The following is a 22,376-nucleotide window of genomic DNA, read 5'->3' on the forward strand; positions in this document are numbered from 1 at the left end:
TGATATTTTTATAAATTATGTTTATAGATACAATTGCAGCAATAAGTTCAGGCGCTAAAGTAAACCAACCTATTGGTATAGTTAGAATGTCTGGAACTGATAGTATTAGTATTTTGAAAAAAATATTTAAAGGACATATTCCTCCATTTGACACTAATAAAAAATTTATTCAATATGGATATATTTATGATGGCGATAAATTAGTCGATGAAGTTTTGGTAATGATTTATTATGCTAATCAAACATATACTGGTGAAACTATGATAGAAATAAACTGTCATGGTGGAATCGTAGTTTCAAATTGAATTTTAGAACTTCTTTTAGCTAATGGTGCTCGTTTAGCTAAAAATGGCGAATTTACACAAAGAGCATTTTTAAATGGCAAAATAGATTTAACAAAAGCTGATGCAATTCATGACATGATTTTTGCTAAAACTAAATCACAAGTGGAGCTTTCAGCAAACAAGTTTTTGATGAAAACTTTTAATTATTTAGAAAAAATTATTCATGAATTAGAATTTTATATTGCTAATTTAGAAGCTAATATTGATTATCCTGAATATCTTGATATAGAAGATATTAATAACGAAAAATTTATGCATGCATTAATTGAAATTTCTAAAAAATTAGAAAAAATGATTCAAAAATCACAACGTAATATTAAAATTTTTGAAGGAATTAAGATTGTAATTTTAGGTAAACCAAATGTTGGTAAAAGTTCACTTTTAAATGCTCTTATAAAAGAAGAAAAAGCGATTGTAACTGATATTGAAGGAACTACAACTGATTTAATTGAAACATCAATTCAAATTGATAATATACTTTTTAAAATAATTGATACAGCAGGAATTAGACAGGCAAAAAATAAAATTGAAAAAATAGGTATTGAAAAAGGACTTAAATATCTTGAAAGTGCTGATATTATTATTCACTTAATTGATGATCGAGCAGAAAATGAATATGATAATCAAATTGTAGAAAAAGCCAAAGAATTTAATATTAAATACATCAAAGTTAAAAATAAAAGTGATATTAATTTTGAACAAGGAATTATTAATATTTCTGCATTAAATAATGATATTAATGATTTAGAAAAAATTCTTATTAATGATTATAAAGATATTGATTATTCTTCTGAGGATTCAACAAATAATATTAGACAACTTTCATTAATAAGACAAGCAAAAGCATCAATTGATGAAAGTATTCAAGCACTTGAAGATGGCATGACTCCAGATATAGTTATTATTGATGTCAATAAAGCATGAGAAAGTCTTAAGGAAATAACAGGCGATGTAAATCGTGAAGATCTTCTTGATGCTTTATTCAAAAATTTCTGTTTAGGAAAATAAGATGAAATTTGTCGATATTCATACACACCCTTTAAAAACTTATTATGAAAATCCATATCAAGCTATTTCAAATTCACTTGATAAAAGTGTAGCTTTTTTAGGGTTAACAGGTTGCGATTTAAATGAAGATCAAGAAATTTTAAATTTAATTTCTTTATTTAAAAAAGAAAATGAAAAAGTTAAAAAACTTTTTGGCGTAATTGGTATTCATCCTAATAATTCAACAAGTTTACTTGAAATTAAAAAATTGGAGTTACTTATTAATGAAGATGTTAAAGCTATTGGTGAAATTGGATTAGATTATTCTAGAGATAATAATCCGCCAAAAGAATTGCAAAAACAAATATTTGAAGCACAAATTAATCTTGCTATTAAATATAAATTACCAGTTGTAATTCATCTTCGCGATGCCGAAGAAGATGTTTATGAAATTCTTAAAAAATATAAAGAGGCTAATTTAAAATTCGTAATTCATACTTTTTCTCAAGATTTAGAATATGCTAAAAAAATTTATGATTTAGGAGGCTATTTTTCTTTTAGTGGAGTTTGCACTTATAAAAATGCGAATAAAACTAGAGAAGTAATAAAATGAGTTCCATTAGATCGTATTTTTAGTGAAACTGATGCTCCATATTTAACTCCATTTCCTCATCGTGGAGAAATTAATTATTCTAATTATGTTCGCTACACTGTATTCTTTATGGCAGGATTAAAGAATATTTCACCAGATGAGCTAGCTCAAAAAATATATAAAAATACAAAAAGGTTTTTCAATTTATATGGATAAGGTAATAGCAAAAAAGAAGTTTGGTCAAAACTTCTTAAAAGATAAAAATATAAAAAATGCAATTGTAGAAAGTGCTAATATTACTCCAAATGAAATTATTGTTGAAATTGGACCTGGCACTGGAGCTATAACCAGTTTAATTCTTCAAAATAATGTTAAATTGATTGCTTATGAAATTGATAACGATTTAGCAAGTAGATTAGAAAAACAATTTAAAAATGATAATTTTACCCTTATTAATAAGGATGTTCTTGAATGCGAATTTCCTAAGCAAAAATTTAAAGTAATTGCAAATATTCCCTATTATATTACAAGTGATATACTTTTTAAATTATTTGATAATTATAAAAATATTTCTCTTGCAATTATAATGATGCAAAAGGAAGTTGCAGACCGTCTAATTGCTAAAGAAAATACTGCAAATTATTCTAAACTGACAATGGTGAATAATATTTATTGTGAAACTCAAAAACTTTTTGATGTTCCAAATTTTGCATTTGAGCCAGCTCCTAAGGTTACAAGTTCAGTTGTTAAAATGACTTTTAAAAATAATATAGAACCAAATCATTTTAAAATACGAAAATTTATAGCTAATTGTTTTCGTTTTAGAAGAAAATTTTTGACAAAAAATTTAGAAAATATTTATAAAAAAGAAGAAGTTATGCAAGCACTTTCCTCTTTAAAATTAAATATTAATTCAAGAGCTCAAGAATTAAGTCTTGAGACCATCATTAAATTAATGAAAATATTAGAAAGAAGTAATAATGATAACTAAAAATTTAATTGATAAATTTAATAAAAGATTTGAAGCTGATGCTTCAAATGTTTCTCAATTTGCTATTGCTAAAAATGGAATAAGAGAATCTTCTTTATCGCAACAAGTTATAAGAAAACATACATTTAATTTTTCACATACTACAAAAAGAGGTAAAATTACTCAACAAAATTTTAGCGGAAGATGCTGAATGTTTGCCGCTCTAAACAAAGCAAGAGTTATTACAATGGAAAAATACAATCTTGAAAATATTGAATTTTCGCAAACATATACAATGTTTTGAGATAAATTAGAACGTAGCAATTATTTTTTTAATAATATAATACAAACAATTAATGAACCTATAACTTCAAGAATTTTTATGCACTTAGTTAATAATCCTCTTGAAGATGGTGGACAATGAGATATGTTTAAGGGTATTCTAAATAAGTATGGAATAGTTCCTAAAAATCATATGCCCGAAACATTTAGTTCTTCAAACTCATTTGAAATGAATCAAAATTTAACTTCAATGCTTAGATACTATGCTTATGAATTAAGAGAATTAGCTTCATCTTTACAAGGTGAAGAATTGCAAAAGCAATTAAAAGTTAAAAAAGAAGAATATTTATATAATATTTACAATATTTTAGTTAAAGCATTAGGAAATGTTCCTACTGAAGTAAATTTTGAATTTACTGATAAAGATGGAAAATTTCATAGATTGCCTAAAATGAGCCCAGTAGAATTCTTTAAAGAAGTTGTAGGCTGAAACTTAGAAGATAAAGTAAGTGTTATTAATGCTCCTACAAAAGATAAACCTTTAAATAATACATTTAGCATTAAATATCTTTCAAGTGTAGCAGAGGCCCCAGCTATTAAACATTTAAATATTGATATTAATGAATTAAAAAGAATGAGCATTGAATCAATTAAAAATAATGAGCCCGTTTGATTTGGTTGTGATGTAGGTAAAATGAGTAATTCAAAATTAGGAATTATGGATAGTGAACTTTATGACTATAGAGCAACATTAGGTTATTTACCTAATTGAGATAAAACTAAAAGATTAGAATATGGCGAATCACTTTTAACTCATGCAATGGTATTTACTGGTGTAAATCTTGATGATAAAGGCAATCCTATTACTTGAGAAGTAGAAAATTCTTGAGGTAACAAGCTGGGTAAGGAAGGTATGTTTTCAATGAGTGATAAATGATTTGAAGAATACGTTTATCAAATTATGGTAGATAAAAAATATTTAACTACAAAACAGAAAGATATATATGACAATTCAAATACTATTGAATTAGAACCATGAGATCCAATTGGAGCATTAGCATAATATATTAATAGCAGAATTTATTCTGCTTTTTTATTTTTAAAAATAAAAAAAATAAAAAAAATGGGGCGAGAGACGGGGATCGAACCCGCGCGTGTCGGAACCACAACCCGATGCGTTAACCACTTCGCCACTCTCGCCATATTGCTTTATTATTATATAAAAGATTTTTTTAAATTGTATTTTTTTTATAAAAATTAATTTGGATGAATATAGACACTCATTTTTGAATTTTGAGTTATTTTTAAATATTTGCCTTTTCTTAACATGTTAAAAACATAATTAGCTACTATATCACTAGCTCTAATTAAAACATGATGTTTTGAATCTAAAAATTTAAGCGTTAAGCTTTTAAGATTTTGTGTAATAGGAAAAATAAAGTGATTACCATCTGCTGAATAATTACCAATTTTAAATTCAGTTTCTAATGATTCTTGAAGTTCATAACGTCCATTTGTTGCTGTAGTATGTTGATCTATATAAAAATTAATATTTTGTATTTCATTTAAATGTTCATTAAAACTTGTTTTTAAACAATTTTTAATACCCATTTTAAAAGCTCAATCCATATATCTTTGTTTCGTTTTCTTATTTTTAAAAAGATTAACATTTAAATCAGTCAATTTTATTATTGTTGCAAATTTTTTAATATTTTTAAGTTTTCTAAAAATTAAGTAACGATATTTATATTTTATTTTGTTGGCTTTTAATTCCATATTTGCTTTATATTCTCCAGATTTTCTAATCTCTTTTTCAGCTAAACGATAGATATTTATATATCTATCTCGTTCATTTTTACTTTCAAAAATTAAACCAGCAAAAACAAAATAATTATTGTTCTTAAAATCAAAAACACCCGATTCATCTGCATAAATAAATAAGTTCATTAAATCCTCCATTAAAAAAGATCGCATTAGCGATCCTCCTATATAGTGTCGAACTTAATAGTTCGATTAAACGCTTTGTTCCATTCTATATAGTTGTGCAGTGAATTAACCTGCTATTATATTATAGTCTTAATATTTAATATTTTAACTAAAAAAGGAAAAAATTAGGAATTTTACTTATAGTCGATTCATGTGATATCATGATCGCTAATTCCATTCTTTACAATTGAATGGTTAGAATAATTAATATATTTATCTTTTTTCTTTGAATCATTTATAACTTTATTAACTTCATCTTTTCACATTTTTTTAAAGTTTTCGCCAAGCAGTTGCGTTTCAAATGCATTAGCAATATCTCCTCTAAATCATACTGAAGAATAGCTATATCCTTCAGGAGAACTCATAGTTTTAAATTTATTTACTTTTTCATATTCATTAATAAAGTCAAGACCATTTTCAATAAATAATAATTTATCATATGCATTAGCATATCCTTTTGATTCGCCTAAAGAAGTTTTATAATATTCATACTCTTCTTTTAGCAAGTTTTTATTTATAGTCATATTTTCATAATAATTTTGAATATTTTTTGATGTAAATTCTTCACTAGTAAATAATTTATTATTTTTAGTCATGATATTTGTATCGCCACCAAAAAATAATGATGTATTATTAGGCGATAAATTTTTAAAATAAATAAAAGCATCATCAATCTGTTTTGCTTCAGCAACTTCTTGTGATCCTTGTTGTGAAAATAGTTTTGAATTTAATTCAATAAATTGAGTTTTTGTTCTACTTTTTTTAGCGCGCGGTGAATCTAAATGACCATAAAATGCAACTAAATTTTTATTTGATTTTAATTCTTTGAATAATACTCCAAATAAAGGTCTTTTAAATCTAGTATCTCTATTAAATTCATCTTTAAAAAATGTTTCACCATATGATGATCCTATTCTTCCGTTACTAAATGCTTCAGGTTTAAATTTACTTTCTTTATATAAAATAGAAACTTGTTCTGATATATCTTTATTAGTTTCATAAGCCATATCTTCTACTGGCTGTGTAATAACTTTTCAGCTTTTATCTTCATCTATTTCATTTAATGTTTTGACAATATTTTCAACTTTCTTACCTTGATCATAATTAATTTCTGTTAATCCAATTAAATCTAAATTTGTTTCTAATATAATTTTTGCAATTGAATTTACTTTAAAGCTATTTTTAAATGATCTTTCTCCGCCAAAATTTAAAATATTTCAATGTCCAATTCTTGTTAATTCAGCAGGTTTAAAAAATTTTTTCTTAAGATTGGTCGGAATTTTTAAATTTTCTTTAACTAAGTTAGAAGTATTTTCTTGTTTTTTAGTTAAAGAAGAGAAAAAACCATTTTGATAAGCAAAATAAGAACTAATACCAGTTGCTGAAATTACAATCAAACTAATAATTGTTCCTATAATACTTTTACTTTTACTTTTATTTTTTTTCATATTTAAATAATAACAATTTAATTTAAGTAATAAAAAAATAATGAATAATAACTCATTATTTAATCATTTCATTCAAATGTGAAGTTATAAATTCTAACTTGATCGCCTTGTTTAATGCCTAATTCATGTAGTTTTTGATATACACCAAGATTTTGAAGAATTTTATTAAATCTTAATCAATTATCATTTGTGGTTAATGGAATTCTATTATATCAGTATTCAACTTTGCTTCCTGAAATAACAAAAACTCCTTCTTCTTTTTTGACATAATATGGAGCATCGAAATTAATATATACTTCCTCTTCATAATTATTATTTTTTTGTTGTAATGTTTCAGCTTCAAGATCTTTAACAATAGCAGCCTTTAATTCATTAATATTTTCTGAATTAAGTGCTGAAATTTTAATTAATTTAACATTAAATTCTTTCTCAAATTCTTCAATATTTTCTCAAAAACCTTCTTTATCATTTTTATTTGCTACAAGAATTTGCTTTTTATTACTTAAATCAATTTTATAACTTTTTAATTCTTTTCTAATTACATTATAATTATTTTTAATTTCTTCATAAGAAAGAGAAAAATCAATAATATGAGCAATTATTTTACATCTTTCAATATGTTTTAAAAATTCATGACCCATCCCTTTTCCTTGTGCTGCTCCTTCAATTAATCCAGGTAAATCAGCAACAACAAATGATTTATCATAATATTTAGAAAGACCTAATTGTGGATCAATTGTAGTAAATTGATAGTTAGCAATTTTAGGTTTTGCATTTGACATGGCACTTAAAAGAGAACTTTTGCCTGCATTAGGAACACCTACAAATCCAACGTCGGCTAATACTTTAAGTTCTAAATCTACAATTTTCATTTCACCAGGCATTCCATTTTCATTTAATCTTGGAGCACTATTTTTGGCAGTTTTAAACTTAGCATTTCCCCGACCACCTTTACCACCTTTACAAATTAAGTAAGGTTTTTCGTCAATGACATCGGCAATAATTTTTCCATCATTAATAACTTGTGTACCAAATGGAACTTTAACAAAAATATCTTTACCTCTAGCTCCATAAAGATTTTTTCTTCCGCCCTTAACACCATCTTCACCTTTAATTGTTTTTTGGAAATGTAAACTTAAAAGTGTATTCATTCCGCTGTCACCAATAAAATAAACACTCCCGCCATCTCCTCCATCTCCGCCATCAGGACCCCCTTTATCAACGTGGGCTTCACGACGAAATGAAATAAAACCATCACCGCCTTTTCCAGCTGCAACTTTAATTTTTGTACTATCTATAAATTTCATATTCATATTATAAATAAATTGCTTATTTAAATTTATAAATAAAAAATTATATATTTTTAATATATTTTAAGAAAAAAAATATATGGCGTCACAAATTGTTATAATAAGGTAGATAGTGGTAGAAAGTGGGAGAAATGTTCTTTAGTCAATTTGAGCGTACTCTAGATGAAAAAAATCGTATAGTGATACCTTCAAAATTTCGTAAAGATTTTGGCAAAAGTGTAGTTATTAGAATTGATTTTGATAACATTATTACGCTTCAAACTGTTGAAAGTTTTATGAAACTAATTAATGACAAAAAGTTTGATGATCCTTTTGATGCTAAATTGCGTCAACTTAAAAGAATGATTACTTTACTTTCTGAAGAGTTAGTAATTGATTCAGCGGGAAGAATTATCATTCCTGATAAATTTTTATCAGTAGCTGCTATCAAAACAAAAAATATTGTCTTTATTGGAGTAGGCGATAAAGTCGAAATCTGAGAAAAAGTTAATTTTGATAATTTAATCGGCACAAATCCAGGTGAAAAACTTGGGACTTTAGCTCAGGAAATAGCAGATAGAGGTTAGTAATATTATGGAAACAAACAAACAAAAACACATTCCCGTAATGTTGCAAGAAGTAATCTCTAATCTTAATATTAATGAAAATGATACTATAGTTGATTTAACAATTGGCTATGGAGGTCATTCTTCAGTAATTCTATCTACACTAAAGTCTTCAGGTCGCTTGGTCGGATTTGACAAAGACTCTTATGCTATAAAAAAAAGTAGCGAACGTCTTTCTCAAATCTCACAAAATTTCAAATTATTTAAATCAGATTTTTCAAATTTTGATGTCTATTTAAAAGAAAATGAAATTTTTAAAGTTGATGGAATTCTAGTAGATCTAGGTATTAGTTCTGTCCAAATTGACACACCAGAAAGAGGCTTTTCCTATAATAAGGATTCTCGCCTTGATATGAGAATGGATCAAAATCAAACGCTTGATGCATGAAAAGTAATTAATGAATATGCACTAGAAGATTTAATACGCATTTTTGATATGTATGGTCAGGTAAAGTTATCCAAACGCATTGCTCAACATATTATAAAAAATCGTCCAATCAATAGTACATTACAATTAGTTGAAGTAATAAAATCAGGTTATCCAGCAGCTCTTAATAGACAAAAAAATATGGCTAAACCCATATTTCAAGCTATAAGAATTGAAGTGAATAATGAATTTGATTCAATTAAAATTATGCTTAATAAAGCATTAGAATTTTTAAAAAAAGGTAGCAAACTATTAATAATTACCTTTCATTCACTTGAAGATAAAATAGTAAAACAGTTTTATAAATCTTTAATTAAAACTAGTGATCCTAAATTACCAATTATGATTAAACAAATTTATAAAACAAAAACTATTAATCCTTCTCATGAAGAAATATTTTTCAACAAAAGAGCACGAAGCGCTAAACTTCGTATACTAGAAAAAATTGATGATTAATTTATAAATAAAAGGGATATTTTAAATATAAATGCTATTCTCAATTTTAAGTTGTTCATATTAGAAAAATAAATTATTGATAGTAAGATATCAATATTCTATTAAAAAACAATCAGCAAATTTAGATAATATTTTACAAAAATTGTAATATTACAACATAACGGCCTAGCTAGCCGTTTTTTTTATTTCTAAAATGTTAGAAAAAATTAAAATTTTTCTTTACGAGCAATATTTTTTAGTATATAATATTTTTGCTTTGAAATATTCGGGGGGGTAGCAAAGCGGCCAAATGCGGGTGGCTGTAACCCACTTTCTTAGGATTCGGGGGTTCGAATCCCTCCCCCCCCACCATTGCCCCATAGCCAAGCGGTAAGGCATCGGTTTTTGGTACCGACATGCGTTAGTTCGAATCTAACTGGGGCAGCCAAATGTCAGCATAAGGCTGACTTTTTTATTTATCTTAAATAATTGAACAAAAAGTAATATATATATTAAAATATATATAAAACTAAATTTAAGAAGGATGTGCACATGATTGATAAAATAAAAGAAATAATCAGTGAATCTATTGAAATAACACCAGGTATTGTTTCAGTGGTTGATTGCAATAAAGATAAACAAGAAATTCTTGTTATAGAAAGAGATCAATGATTTAATTATGTTAATATTCAAGGAACTAGCAAAGGTTATGCGATAGAATTTTCTATTTTAGTTAAAGACTATTTAAATATTGAAAACATTATTAAAAAATTAACAACAACAATTAAGTATCAAGCAAAACAGGAACAAATCAAAATTGCAAATATTTCGATTTTCATAAAAGGAGTTATCTATGAATAACAGTAAAATAACAGCTAGTCAATGAAAAGATGCAATTATTTCTGGAGCAAATAATTTAATTAACAATAAGAATAAAATTGATAGTTTAAATGTTTTTCCAGTTCCTGATGGTGATACAGGCACTAATATGTCTTCAACTATAGAAGAGGCTAAAAAAGATTTACAAAAAACAGAATTTATCAATCTTTACGATGTAGCAAATGTTACAGATAGAAGTATGTTAATGGGTGCTAGAGGAAATTCAGGTGTTATTCTTTCGCAAATTTTTAAAGGTTTTTCAAATGCATTTCAAGGAAAAAAAGAAATCGATGTTAATGAATTATTAATCGGTTTTGAAGAAGCTACTAAAAAAGCATATGCTTCAGTTTTAAAACCTGTTGAAGGAACTATTTTAACTGTTATTCGCGAAACTTATGAAGCGCTTAAGACTTTAAATATTTCAAAACTTTCACCAGCGCAATTTATGAATGAAGCTGTTGTATTTACAAGAATAGCTTGTAATAATACACCAAACAAACTTAAAGTTTTAAGAGAAGTTGGTGTTAACGATTCGGGTGGAGAAGGTTTATTTTTGATTATAGAAGGTATTGCGAAATCTTTAAATAATGAACCAGTTGAACTTCTTGATAAAGAAGGAGAAATTAATTCATTTATTTCAAACACTGAAATATATGAAGGAGAGTTTGGATATTGCACAGAATTTATTCTAACTTTAAATGAACCAGAAAACTTTAAAAAAGATGAACTTATTAAAGTTATTTCTAATTTAGCAAATAGTTTAGTTGTTATTAATGATGTGGAACTTTTAAAAGTTCATGGTCATACTCTTTTTCCTGGAAAATTACTTAATATAGCTCAAAAATATGGCGAATTTAGAAAAATAAAAATAGATAATATGTCATTACAAGCTAATGAAACAAAAAATAATATTAAATCAGTTAATAATGAGGATGAGGCTCCCGATAAATGTGCCGTAATTTCATGTAATCTAGGTCAAGGTATTATTGAACAAGTTAAACAAAATGGCTGTGACAATATTATTGAATCAGGACAGACACAAAATCCTTCGAGTGCCCAAATTATTGAAGCTATTAATAAATGCAATGCTGAAACTGTTTTTATTCTTCCTAATAATTCAAATATTATTTTGACAGCCCAACAAGCTGCTCAAACAATTATGGATAAGAAAATAATAATTATTCCTACAAAAACACAAATTCAAGGATTATCTGCTCTTCTTTATTTTAATAAAGACGCATCAGCTGCTGAAAATAAAGAACTTATGAGTGAAGCATATCAAAATGTAAAATCTGGTCAAGTAACTACAGCAGTTAGAACTACTACAATAGAAGGAATCAAAATTGTTGATGGCTCATTTCTTTCAATTTTAAATAATAAAATAATAGCTTGTTCAAAAACATATATAGATGCAGCAAAAAAAGTTTTAGAAGCTTCAATTAATAAGGATAGTGAAATTGTAACATTATTCTATGGTGATAATGCTTCAGAAAATGATGCTGAAGAGCTAGCTGAATTTATTAAAAATAACTATGAGGTTGAAGTTGAAATTTATAATGGCGCACAACCAAATTATCATTTTTTAATAGGAGTTGAATAATGAAAAAAATTGCTTTTGATATTATGGGTAATGATAAAGGAATCTTACCAGCAATACAAGCTAGCGTTGAATTTGCGGAGCAAAATCCTACTTTTGAAATTATTCTTGTTGGTAATGAAGATGAAATTAATAAACATTATAAAAAAAAGTTAAATAATATTAAAATTAAAGATTCGAAAATTACTCTTAAATTTACTCAACAATTTCGTTCAGTATTAAATCAATCTTCTTCAATGATTGATGCAATTAAAATGGTAAAAAATGATGAAGCAGATGCCGTTCTTAGTTGTGGTGATAGCGGAATGTATCTTGCTTCTAGTACATTTTTAATTGGTAGAATGCCAAATATTTCAAGACCTGCATTTATGCCTTTTATTCCGACTATAAAAAAAGATAAACAATTTTTATTACTTGATGTTGGTGCTAATCGTGAAAATACGGCTCAACAATTACTTGAGTGAGCAAAATTATCTTCTAGTTTTTATAAACACATGTTTAATAAAGAAAATCCTATTGTTAAACTTATTAATATTGGAGAAGAAGAATATAAGGGGACTACTTTAGTAAGAGAAACTGCTAGCTTACTTCAACAAGAATTTACTATTAATTATCAAGGTTTTATAGAACCTAGAATTTTACTTAATAATGAAACTGATATTGCAATTATTGATGGATTTTCAGGCAACTTAATTCTTAAATCAATGGAAGGGGCTATTCTTGTTTTTAAATCACTTTTAAAAGAATCAATTTTAAAAACAGGTTGAAGAAAATTTTTAGCTTTACTTTTAAAACCGGCTTTTAAAGAGGTAGGTGAAAAATTTGATTATCGTAATGTTGGAGCCGCTTGAGTAATTGGTTTAAATAAAATTGTGATTAAAACACATGGATCAAGTGATAAAAAATCATTTTTAGGAGCTTTAAATCAAGTTAAAATTGCTCTTGAAAAAAATATACTTGAGGAAGTTAAACGTGAACTTGAATAATTCAGAAAAACTTTACATTCCAAGATTGCTTGCTTTTCTTGATAAATTTAAAATAAAACCTAAAAATATAACTTTATATATAACTGCCTTTACTCATGGTTCTTATATAAATAATCATAAGAAAGTTAAAAGTTATGAATTACTTGAATTTATTGGTGATTCAATAATAAATCTTTATTCTTCTAAATTAATTTTTAATTATTTAATGAAAAACAAAAATTATAATCCAGGTATAGCTACTGAATTAAGAAGTAATATTGTTAAAAATCAAACTTTAGCTGATCTTGCGTTAAATAATAATATGCAAGATCTTTTGCGTCATGAAATAAGCGATCTAGAAATATCTAATAAAAACAAAATTTTTGGCGATATTTTTGAAGCATTAGTGGGCGCTATTTATTATGATCAAGGTTCTGAAGAAGTATATAATTATTTAAATATTATTTTAAAGCCAACTATAAAACAAGAATTTTTAGAGATAAATAATAATAAATCTCATCCAAAAAGCATGTTTCAAACATTGGTACAAAGTAATAAAAAAATAGGAATAATCAAATATTTCACTCATGAGGTAATAATTGACAAAAAAGTAATGTTTGAATCAACATTAAGTGTTTCAGGAATGATTTTTGGTGTTGGTATAGGTAAAACAAAAAGAGATGCTGAAACTCAGGCAGCAATTTTAGGACTTAAAAAGTACACTCAAAATACTAATTAATGAATGGAGAATAATGAAATTAATTAAAATATACGCTCATGGTTTTAAATCATTTGCTGATCCAATAACCTTAAGTTTTGATGGAGGGTTAACAGCAATTGTTGGACCTAATGGGTCGGGTAAATCAAATATTAATGATGCCGTTAAGTGAGTTTTAGGTGAAGCATCAAGCAAACAATTAAGAGGAAGTAAAATGCTTGATGTTATTTTTTCTGGTTCTAAAACTGCTAAAGAAATGGAACGTGCTCAAGTTAGTCTTACTTTTGATAATTCTGATAATGAAATAGAACATTTAGGTAAAGAATTTACTATTTCAAGAGTTATTGATCGAAATAAAGATGGAAATGAGTATTATATTAATAATGAAATTGCTAAAGCAAAAGATATAAAAGAAATTGCTATGCGTTCAGGTATAGGTAAATCTTCTTTAGCAATAATTTCACAAGGAACAGTATCTAAAATAGCAGAAAATAGTCCAATTGAAAGAAGAGCTATTTTTGAAGAAGCGGCCGGTGTATCGCTTCATAAAGCTAGAAAAATTGAAGCACAAGCTAGTTTAGATCGTATTCAAATTGATATAGATAAAATTGAGCTAAAGCTTAACAATAGTAAGAAACAACTTGAAAAATTGGAAAAACAATCTTCAAAAGCAAAGATTTATGTAGAAAAAGCTGAAGAATTAAAACAAATAGAAATAGCACTTTTAGTTGAGGATATTACTTCAAGTTTAAAAACAATTGAGTTAGTTTCTGACGAGTTAGATGCCGTTGAAAAATCTAAAGAGCAATTAAGAACAAAAATTTTAAACAGTGAAGATATTATTTATAAAAAAAATAGTATTAATTCACAACTTAATCAAAAAATAGAACATTTAAGAGAAGAATTAAAGCAAATAGATAAAAGAATAAGACAAGTAGAAATAACTGAAGCTAGCATGCAAGAAAATAGAAAAATGATTCTTGAAGGACATTCTAGCGCTAATATTCAAGATATAATTAAGGCTTTAAAAGAAGAAATTGCCTTTAAAAGCAAAGAAAAAGAGATAAAAGTTTCTCAAATTTCTGCATTTGAAGAAAAAGAAAAAGAATTAAAAGAATTACTTAAATCTAAACAGGAAACTGAAAATAATATTTTGCATTCTATTAATGAATTAAATAATAAAAAAACAATTGCAAATAGTAAAATTTTATCTCTTCAAGAAGATGTAAAAAATAGAACAAATCTTTCAAGAGGGACAAAAGCTATTATTGATAGTAAATATATCTTTAAAGGCATTAAAGGCTTAGTTAAAGATTTAATGAGTTTCGAAAGCAAATATCAAGATGCTATGGCAGTAATTCTTCAGGGTTCATACCAAAATATAGTTGTAGATAATTCACAAACGGCTGTTGCATGTGTGAATTTTTTAAAGAAAAATAATGCAGGTAGAGCAACATTTATTCCCCTTAGTTCTATTTCTCCTAAATTTATTAGAAAAGAACATGAATATATAATTGATGGTCTTGAAGGCTTTGTTGATATTGCATCAAATCTTGCTAAAGTTTCACCAGAATTTTCTCTCCTTCCTAAATCATTACTTGGTGATATTTTAGTAGCAGATACTATTGAAAATGCTACTAAAATATCTGATATTCTTGATAAAAGATATACAATTGTTACTCTTGATGGAGATATTGTAAGAGCTCGAGGAGTTATTCAAGGTGGAGAAAAATTTATTAATAAAATTTTTGGACACGAAGAGGAATTGGAAAAATTAAATTCATATATTAATATTGCTAATAAAAAAATTCAATTACTTAATGAACAATTAAATGATGTAAAAATTGAAATTGAATCACTTGTGACAGATATTTTTTCTTATAAAGAAAAAATAAGCACTTCAAAAATTCAGAATGAATTAATTGATAATGCTATTACATCAGCAAAAAGTAAATTTTCACAAATTACTAGCGAAGAGTTAAAAATTGATGGAGTAAAATTAGAAAATATTGATGAATTACGTATTCTTAAAGAAGATTTTGAAGCCCAAATTGATTCATTTGTAAAACAAGTTTCTTTAAATTCAACTTCCATAAATGATGAATTTATAATTAAAACTCAAGATGAGGCAAAATTAAGAAATATTGAAAAACAATTTTATAGTAAAACAACTTTAAAAGATCGTGCAAATAATATTCTTAAAATTTCAAATGAGAGATTAAACTCATATTATAAAATAACATATGAATTAGCTAGAGAGCAATTTAGCTTAAGCATGGAAATAGAATTGGCTAGAAAAATTACTAAATCATTAAAATCTGAAATAAATGATTTAGGGAATGTTAATTTAGATTCTATTAATGAATTTGAAACAGTTCAAAATGAATATTCTTTATTATTACAACAATATGAAGAAATTAGTTCAACAAAAGCAAAGCTTGAAGAAGCGAAAGCGAATTTAGATAGTATCATTATCAATAAATTATCACAAGTAGTTGAAAAAGTTGATAAAGAAATTAATGAAGTTTTTAGTTCCATGTTTGGCGGAGGAAGCGCTAGAGTTAAATTTTCCGATCCAAATAATATTTTAGAATCAGGAATTGATATTGAGGCTCAACCCCCAGGAAAAACAGTGAAAAATTTAAGATTATTTTCAGGAGGGGAAAAATCAATTATTGCAATTTCATTATTATTTGCAATAATTAAATGGAAACCAATGCCTCTTTGCATTTTAGATGAAGTTGAAGCTGCACTTGATGAAACTAATGTGATACGTTATGTAAATTATTTACAAAAACTTAAAAAAGATACGCAGTTTTTAGTTATTACCCATCGTCACGGAACAATGGCTAATGTTGATAATCTTATTGGAGCAACAATGCAAAATCGTGGTATTACAACCTTTTTTAGTGTGAGTTTAGATCAAGCTCAAAATATAATCAGTCAGGAGAAATAATGAAAATAACAAATAATTTAATACAAAAATTTATAGAAAATTACAATAGCAACCCTATTAATAAGATAGTAGAAAATGCAATTACTAAAAATGGTGTTTATAATTCTATTTATAATAATAATGTTAGAGTAAAACATAATAATGTCTTTTCAACTCAAGTTAAAAAAGGAGGAATGACAGATCAAAAAAATACTGGTAGATGTTGAATTTTTGCTGCTTTAAATACTCTTAAAGTAGATACAATGAAAATTCTTAATACTGATAAATTTGAATTTTCACAAGCATATACAATGTTTTGAGAAAAAATGGAAAAGGCTAATACTTTTATGGACTTAATTTTAAAATTTCCAAAATTAGAATTTCAAGATCGTTTATTTAATAGAATACTTGAATTTGGAGCAGCTGATGGAGGATATTGAGAGTGAGTAGAATCACTTATAAGTAAGTATGGTGTCGTTCCTAAAAGTATAATGCAAGAGACTGTATCTTCTTCTTCAACAACACAAATGAATGAAGTATTAAAGTGACATTTAATTTCAAGTGCAAAGCTTTTAAGAGAAGCAAAAAGTGAAAAAGAAATACAAGATATAAGAATTGCATCTTTAGAAAAAGTTTATGAAATTTTATCAAAATGTTTAGGTCAACCTATAAATGTTTTTGATTATGAATATCGTGATAAAGATGATAAATTTATTAGACACACTAATTTAACTCCATTAACATTTTTAGAAAAATTCTGTAGTCCAGATTATAAAAACTTTGTTAATTTAACAGCTGATCCTCGTAATAGATATCCAAAAAATACACTTGTAAAATCAAGTCTATTTAAAACTGTTAATGATAAAAAAGCTTTAGAATATATTAATGTTGAGTTAAATGATTTGAAAATTAGCATTATAAATTCATTAAAAGATGGACAACCAGTTTGATTTGATTGCGATATGAGTCCATATATTGATAAAAAAGCAGGAATTATGGATTTAGATGTTTTTGATATTAACAATTCTTTAAGTCCTTTTAATATTTTAACAAAAGCTGACCGTGTTAATTTTTCACTTTCTTCTCCAACACACGCAATGACATTTGTGGGGGTTGATTTAGATGAAAATAATAATGTAATTAAATGAGAAGTGGAAAATTCATGGGGAGAAAAAATTGGCGAAAAAGGATACTTTTCAATGAGTGATCAATGATTTGATGAGTATTGTTTTGGAGCGATTATTAATCCTAAATATGTTTCAAGTAATATTCTTGAAGCGCTAGAAAAAGACCCAGTTGAAGCCGATTTATTTGATCCTATGTAAAATGATTAATTTTTATTTAATATTATTATTTATTTTAATTTTTTTAGCATTATTTGAACCGCTATTTTATTTACTTTTTAGTAAATATATTATTTTTGTAAAACATTTTATTAAGCAAAAAGCTATTATTTTAAATGAATTTAATGAGAAATATGATATTTTTATTGAAAAAGGATTTTTTAAGATTTATAATAAATTTTTAAAAACTTTAAAAAATTTTTTAATTTATAAGATGTTTTTTATTTTAATTTTATTTTTATTATTTTTTGCTAGTATTTTTATAATTTCTTTAAATTGAAATAATTTTAATAATTTTGCTGATTATAAGTCGCTTTTTTTATCACTAAATATAGTTCCATTTCTTTTTTATATGATTATTAGTTTTTTTACACTTATAACATATTTCGAGATATTTAAATTAGCAAATAAAGCAATTAAAAATTTTAAAAATAAAGGAAAAATTAAACTCAAAGAAATTAATGAAAATTATCAAATAAAAATAATTGAATTTATTAAGCTTGAAGGCATAGTAGAATTTCCTACACTGGAAAAAATTTATAATACTAGATTACTTAAATTTTTAAATAGCAATGTTCATTACAAAGAAAAAGAAAATATGATATATTTTTGAATCATAAATGATTTTGATAAAACATTTTTTAATAATATAAAATTATCGAGAGAAAATGTTGCTTATCTTTGAAAAAATATTGAAAAATTTATTTAACTAAATTTAAATATGAATTCAGTTTTTATAATTTTGCATTACCACTTGTATAAAAAATTTATATAAAATTTATATTTTATATTAAAATAATATAGATTATATAAATCAACCACTAATGTGAATTGTATGGATGTGCTTTTTAAGAAAAAGTTCTATATTTAGAAGCATTAGGTAGAACAACAAACAAAAGGAAATTTAAAATGGAAAATAAAAAAGAACAAAAAGAAGTAGCAAAAGTTGCTAAAGTTAAAGATATTGTTTCTAAAGAAAAATTATTAGAGGCAGGTGCTTATTTCGGGCATAAATCAGATATGTGAAATCCAAAAATGGCTTTATACATTCACATGAAAAAGTTTGGAACACACATTATCAATTTAGCAAAAACAGCTAAAATTTTAGAATATGCTTATCAATATATAAATAAATCAGCACAAAAAAAAGCTTCATTTATTTTTGTAGGTACAAAAAAAATTGCTAAGGATGTAATTGAAGAACAAGCAATCAAAACAGGATCATACTTTGTTTCAGAAAGATGATTAGGTGGAACATTTACAAATCACTCAGAAATCTTTAAAAGAGTTAGTGTTTTAGAAACACTTGAAGCGCAAGCAAAGAAAAACTTTGAAGGATATACTAAAAAAGAAGGGCTTGATAAAGCTAAAAAATTAGCTAAATTACAAGCAAACTTTAAAGGTATTAGAAAAATGAAATACCTTCCACATATCATGATTGTTGCTGATCCACTCAACAACATGAATGCTATTCATGAAGCAAGACAAAAAGGAATTAAAATAATCGGTATTGCAGATACAAACTTTGATCCAGATTTATTAGATATTGCCATTCCAGCAAATGATGATTCAACAAAAACAATTAAATTAATTATTACAATTTTAGCTGATGCCATCTCAGCTGCTAAAAAATTACCAGTTCAATATGCTTACAAAAATGATGAAGAAATTGATTTAGGCTCAAATGAAGCAGAAAAAGGAGATAAATAATGGCAAAAACAAAAATGGAATTAATTAAAGAAATTAGAGCAATTACAGATGCTCCAATGATTGATTGTAAAAGAGCTTTAGAAGAAACCAATTATGATTTAGAAGCTGCTATTCAATGATTGAATGATAACATTCTTAAAAAAGCTGCTAAAAAATCAGGAAGAATAGCTGCTGAAGGTATTGTTAAATATGTTGAAAATGACATGTTTGCAGTTGTTTATGAATTAAATTCAGAAACAGACTTTGTAATTCAAAATGAAAAATTTCTTAAATTAGCATCAGAAATTGAAGAAGTATTATTAAGTAAAAAATTCACTAATGAAAATGAATTATCAGCTCTTGTAAATAAAGATGGTAAATCTTTAATGACATTATGTGAAGAAGCAACAGGTGTTATTGGCGAAAAAATTGCCTTACGTCGTGCTATTCAAGTAGAAAAAGCAAATTTGGTTACAGGTTATACACATAACAATAGTAAAATTGCTGTTCTTGTAACTGGTGAAGGTAAAGACGCAAATGCTTTACGTAATGTTGCAATGCATGTTGCTGCAATGAATCCTAAATTTGCTACTTTAGATCAAGTTCCTGCTGAAACTGTTCAAGCACTTAAAGATGAATTTTCAGCTGATGAATCATTAGCTAAAAAACCAGAAAAAATTCAACAAATGATTATTAACGGTAAAGTAGATAAAGAATTAAGTGAATTTGTTCTTGAAAAACAATCATTTGTTATGGAATCTTCATTAACAGTTTCTCAATACTTAGAACAACATTCAACAAAAATTTTAAATTTTGTACGTTTAGAATTAGCTGAAGGTATTGAAAAAGTTGAAACAGATTTTGCTGCTGAAGTTGCTGCACAAATGAATAAAGCATAATATAATAAACAAGCACAGTCCTAAGATTGTGCTTGTTTTTTTACTATTTGTTCATTACCTCTATTATCTTCAATTCACTCTTTGATTGTTTGTGGCGTAACAATATCAGTAATTTTGAAAATTTTCGTAACATATTTACTAATTATTAAACTAAAAAGCCCTAAAATTCCAAAAAGCCCTAAAATTCCTTCATTTTTTGGTTCTTCTATTTTTAATTCTATGTTTTTAAAAATTAATCCAATAACACTATAAAACAAATCATATAAAATTTTAAGTTCGTTTTCATATTGTTTTTTAAAGTTATTTTTATTAATTATATTTCTTAAAGCATTAATAAATTCAATTCAAATAGTTAACATGCCTTTCATTTTTTCATCATGAAGATATTCTTTACCTTTTATAACTATAAAATCTATACTATTTTTAATAGTCCCAAATCTTGCAAAAATTGTTGTTAAATTTGATAAAAGTCCTTTAGTTTCTTCTTGTTTTGGTTCTTTTAAAAATTGATCAATATAATTAAAACCAGAAATATTGCTTAGCTCTGTTTTTTTATCAAAAATAATTTTCAATAATTTTAAAAATTCTTCTAAAATTTCTTTTCCTTTGCCATTGTTAAGTATTTTAATAAAATATGATATTGGATTATTTTTTATTAATGTATTATTATTCTCATTTTTGCTAAACTCTTTAATTCAGTTATTTATTTGTTCTTCATTAAAAATACTTTTAATATCTTTTTTATCAAAAATAACTTCTTTAACTTTTCATATTAAAAAGCTAATAAGTTTTCTATCTTCAAAATCATTTTCTTTAAATAAATAGAACATCAAATTTTTAAATATATCTTCAAAATTTATATTAACATTTATATGTTTTAAATATTTTTTGAAAATAAAATCAGTAAAATAAGCTTTAGTTTTATGTAATGGATCTCGATTATATTTAAAAAAATATATACCAACACTAAGAATGCTGCCTGCCAATAAAAGCGACATCGCTGTTTTCCTTACCATAACATAAGATTTTTCTCTCTTTTTAAGTGTTTCTAATTCTTTTTTTATTTTCAATTTATGTTTTGTTTTTTTATTTCATATAGTAAATATTTTTTTAGTTTGTAAAATTGTGTTTACATTAAATTTTAATTGATTTTCTTTAATATTTTTTAGATTATTATCTTCTATCAAAATACTATCAATAATAAATGGAATATATTTTTCATTATTGCTATTTAATAATAATGAAATCGACTTTTGTTTATCAACAATCTTAGATATATCGTTTTTTTGATTAATTAATTTTTTGCTAATTATTTTTTGTGCTTTATGATTATTTATATTTGAATTACAACTAATAATGGTTGTAATTCCTATTATTCCTGAAAAAAGAAATGCTAATTTATTTATTTTAATCATAATTTCCTCTCAAATAAAGGCACAAAACTTACACTTTTAAAAAATATTTAATATTATACTATTAAAAAAATATAAATATATTATTTAATAAATTTTAAATATTTAGTCATTTTAATAAATGAATATATTAAAATTAATTACTTTAACTTTTTTATATCTTTAATTAAGAATATTATTTAATGATGTTTATTATTAGAAATAATGTAATAACTTTATTAAAATATATAAAACGAAGAAATAAAAATTTTAGATAGAATTTATTTTATTTGTGAGTTTATTTAAGTAATTAATAATTTTTCCCGAGTTTCCAAGTTAAGTATTAAAAACTCAAATACAGGCTTAAAATTTCCTGAATTTGAGTTTTTTCTTTATTTTGTATGCTATAAACGAATAGATCTATTTATATCATTGTATATCTTTACCTTTTCATTTGAAGAGGAGTTTATGCTGAATGTTCTTATTATTTTTCCATCTAAAACTTCATTACAGCTTAGTTTTGAATTAATTGCATCACTAAATTTATCATTTGTCATGAAATTAACTTCTCCAT

General features: G+C 25.3%; 19 protein-coding genes and 3 tRNA genes. 17 read left to right on the forward strand and 5 right to left on the reverse strand.

The genetic code is table 4. The features are described 5' to 3' along the window. Nucleotides 1-17: 17 nt before the first annotated feature. The 4 genes from mnmE to QMA87_RS01200 are packed head-to-tail and all read left to right on the forward strand — an operon-like array spanning nt 18 to nt 4,238. Nucleotides 18-1,352: a tRNA uridine-5-carboxymethylaminomethyl(34) synthesis GTPase MnmE gene (gene mnmE, locus QMA87_RS01185; protein WP_283833702.1), complete on the forward strand. Its 1,335-nt coding sequence runs from the start codon at nt 18-20 to the stop codon at nt 1,350-1,352. Between the two features lies 1 nt (nt 1,353). Then, nucleotides 1,354-2,139, forward strand: a complete 786-nt coding sequence (locus QMA87_RS01190) for a TatD family hydrolase (RefSeq protein ID WP_283833703.1) — start codon at nt 1,354-1,356, stop codon at nt 2,137-2,139. Further along, nucleotides 2,132-2,914: a 16S rRNA (adenine(1518)-N(6)/adenine(1519)-N(6))-dimethyltransferase RsmA gene (rsmA, locus tag QMA87_RS01195; protein ID WP_283833704.1), complete on the forward strand. Its 783-nt coding sequence runs from the start codon at nt 2,132-2,134 to the stop codon at nt 2,912-2,914. Before QMA87_RS01190 ends, rsmA begins: the two co-directional genes overlap by 8 nt. After that, entirely contained in the window at nt 2,904-4,238 is a 1,335-nt protein-coding gene (locus QMA87_RS01200; RefSeq protein WP_283833705.1) for a C1 family peptidase, read from the forward strand. Before rsmA ends, QMA87_RS01200 begins: the two co-directional genes overlap by 11 nt. Before the next feature lie 61 nt (nt 4,239-4,299). Here QMA87_RS01200 and QMA87_RS01205 read toward each other — a convergent pair. The 4 genes from QMA87_RS01205 to obgE all read right to left on the reverse strand — a co-directional run bounded on the left by QMA87_RS01205 (nt 4,300) and on the right by obgE (nt 7,916). Then, a tRNA-His gene (locus QMA87_RS01205) sits at nt 4,300-4,375 on the reverse strand. A 57-nt stretch (nt 4,376-4,432) separates the two neighbouring features. After that, nucleotides 4,433-5,122 (reverse strand): DUF3800 domain-containing protein, encoded by a 690-nt coding sequence (locus QMA87_RS01210; protein WP_283823935.1) that lies wholly within the window; start codon nt 5,120-5,122, stop codon nt 4,433-4,435. Nucleotides 5,123-5,295: 173 nt separating this feature from the next. Beyond that, entirely contained in the window at nt 5,296-6,609 is a 1,314-nt protein-coding gene (locus QMA87_RS01215) for an MnuA family membrane nuclease (RefSeq protein ID WP_283823936.1), read from the reverse strand. Nucleotides 6,610-6,668: 59 nt separating this feature from the next. Continuing rightward, nucleotides 6,669-7,916, reverse strand: coding sequence for a GTPase ObgE (gene obgE, locus QMA87_RS01220; RefSeq protein ID WP_283827248.1), 1,248 nt, complete (start codon nt 7,914-7,916; stop codon nt 6,669-6,671). A gap of 134 nt (nt 7,917-8,050) precedes the next feature. On the opposite strand from obgE, the gene QMA87_RS01225 reads away from it, so the two are divergent. From QMA87_RS01225 to tsf, 13 genes are all read left to right on the forward strand, one after another. Next, nucleotides 8,051-8,485 carry a division/cell wall cluster transcriptional repressor MraZ gene (locus tag QMA87_RS01225; RefSeq protein WP_283823938.1) on the forward strand — a complete coding sequence of 145 codons (435 nt, stop codon included), beginning with the start codon at nt 8,051-8,053 and terminating at the stop codon, nt 8,483-8,485. A gap of 7 nt (nt 8,486-8,492) precedes the next feature. After that, a complete protein-coding gene (rsmH, locus tag QMA87_RS01230; protein ID WP_283823939.1) occupies nt 8,493-9,407 on the forward strand; it encodes a 16S rRNA (cytosine(1402)-N(4))-methyltransferase RsmH in 915 nt (304 codons plus the stop codon). 267 nt (nt 9,408-9,674) lie between these two features. Then, nucleotides 9,675-9,758, forward strand: a tRNA-Tyr gene (locus QMA87_RS01235). 1 nt (nt 9,759) lies between these two features. Next, nucleotides 9,760-9,834: transfer RNA gene (locus QMA87_RS01240), tRNA-Gln, on the forward strand. A 104-nt stretch (nt 9,835-9,938) separates the two neighbouring features. Next, entirely contained in the window at nt 9,939-10,247 is a 309-nt protein-coding gene (locus tag QMA87_RS01245; RefSeq protein ID WP_283823940.1) for a hypothetical protein, read from the forward strand. Then, entirely contained in the window at nt 10,240-11,865 is a 1,626-nt protein-coding gene (locus tag QMA87_RS01250; protein ID WP_283833706.1) for a DAK2 domain-containing protein, read from the forward strand. Before QMA87_RS01245 ends, QMA87_RS01250 begins: the two co-directional genes overlap by 8 nt. Beyond that, on the forward strand, nt 11,865-12,848 hold the full coding sequence (gene plsX / locus QMA87_RS01255; RefSeq protein WP_283823942.1) for a phosphate acyltransferase PlsX: 984 nt from the start codon (nt 11,865-11,867) through the stop codon (nt 12,846-12,848). Before QMA87_RS01250 ends, plsX begins: the two co-directional genes overlap by 1 nt. After that, entirely contained in the window at nt 12,835-13,566 is a 732-nt protein-coding gene (locus tag QMA87_RS01260) for a ribonuclease III domain-containing protein (RefSeq protein WP_283827245.1), read from the forward strand. The genes plsX and QMA87_RS01260 overlap by 14 nt, the downstream gene beginning before the upstream one ends. Before the next feature lie 13 nt (nt 13,567-13,579). After that, entirely contained in the window at nt 13,580-16,501 is a 2,922-nt protein-coding gene (locus QMA87_RS01265) for an AAA family ATPase (RefSeq protein WP_283823944.1), read from the forward strand. Continuing rightward, a complete protein-coding gene (locus QMA87_RS01270; protein WP_283827243.1) occupies nt 16,501-17,805 on the forward strand; it encodes a C1 family peptidase in 1,305 nt (434 codons plus the stop codon). Before QMA87_RS01265 ends, QMA87_RS01270 begins: the two co-directional genes overlap by 1 nt. Nucleotides 17,806-18,175: 370 nt before the next feature. Then, the gene (locus QMA87_RS01275; protein WP_283833707.1) at nt 18,176-18,532 is read left to right on the forward strand and encodes a hypothetical protein; all 357 of its coding nucleotides are present in this window, start codon (nt 18,176-18,178) and stop codon (nt 18,530-18,532) included. Between the two features lie 200 nt (nt 18,533-18,732). Then, a complete protein-coding gene (gene rpsB / locus QMA87_RS01280; RefSeq protein ID WP_283823947.1) occupies nt 18,733-19,533 on the forward strand; it encodes a 30S ribosomal protein S2 in 801 nt (266 codons plus the stop codon). Further along, nucleotides 19,533-20,411 carry a translation elongation factor Ts gene (gene tsf, locus QMA87_RS01285; RefSeq protein ID WP_283823948.1) on the forward strand — a complete coding sequence of 293 codons (879 nt, stop codon included), beginning with the start codon at nt 19,533-19,535 and terminating at the stop codon, nt 20,409-20,411. Before rpsB ends, tsf begins: the two co-directional genes overlap by 1 nt. A gap of 20 nt (nt 20,412-20,431) precedes the next feature. On the opposite strand, the gene QMA87_RS01290 is transcribed toward tsf, so the two are convergent. Further along, nucleotides 20,432-21,826, reverse strand: a complete 1,395-nt coding sequence (locus QMA87_RS01290) for a hypothetical protein (RefSeq protein WP_283833708.1) — start codon at nt 21,824-21,826, stop codon at nt 20,432-20,434. Nucleotides 21,827-22,376 lie beyond the last annotated feature (550 nt).

Origin of the sequence: Mycoplasma phocimorsus, from assembly GCF_030077875.1 — a bacterium.
GTDB classification, from domain to species: Bacteria; Bacillota_I; Bacilli_A; order Mycoplasmatales; family Metamycoplasmataceae; genus Mycoplasma_H; species Mycoplasma_H phocimorsus.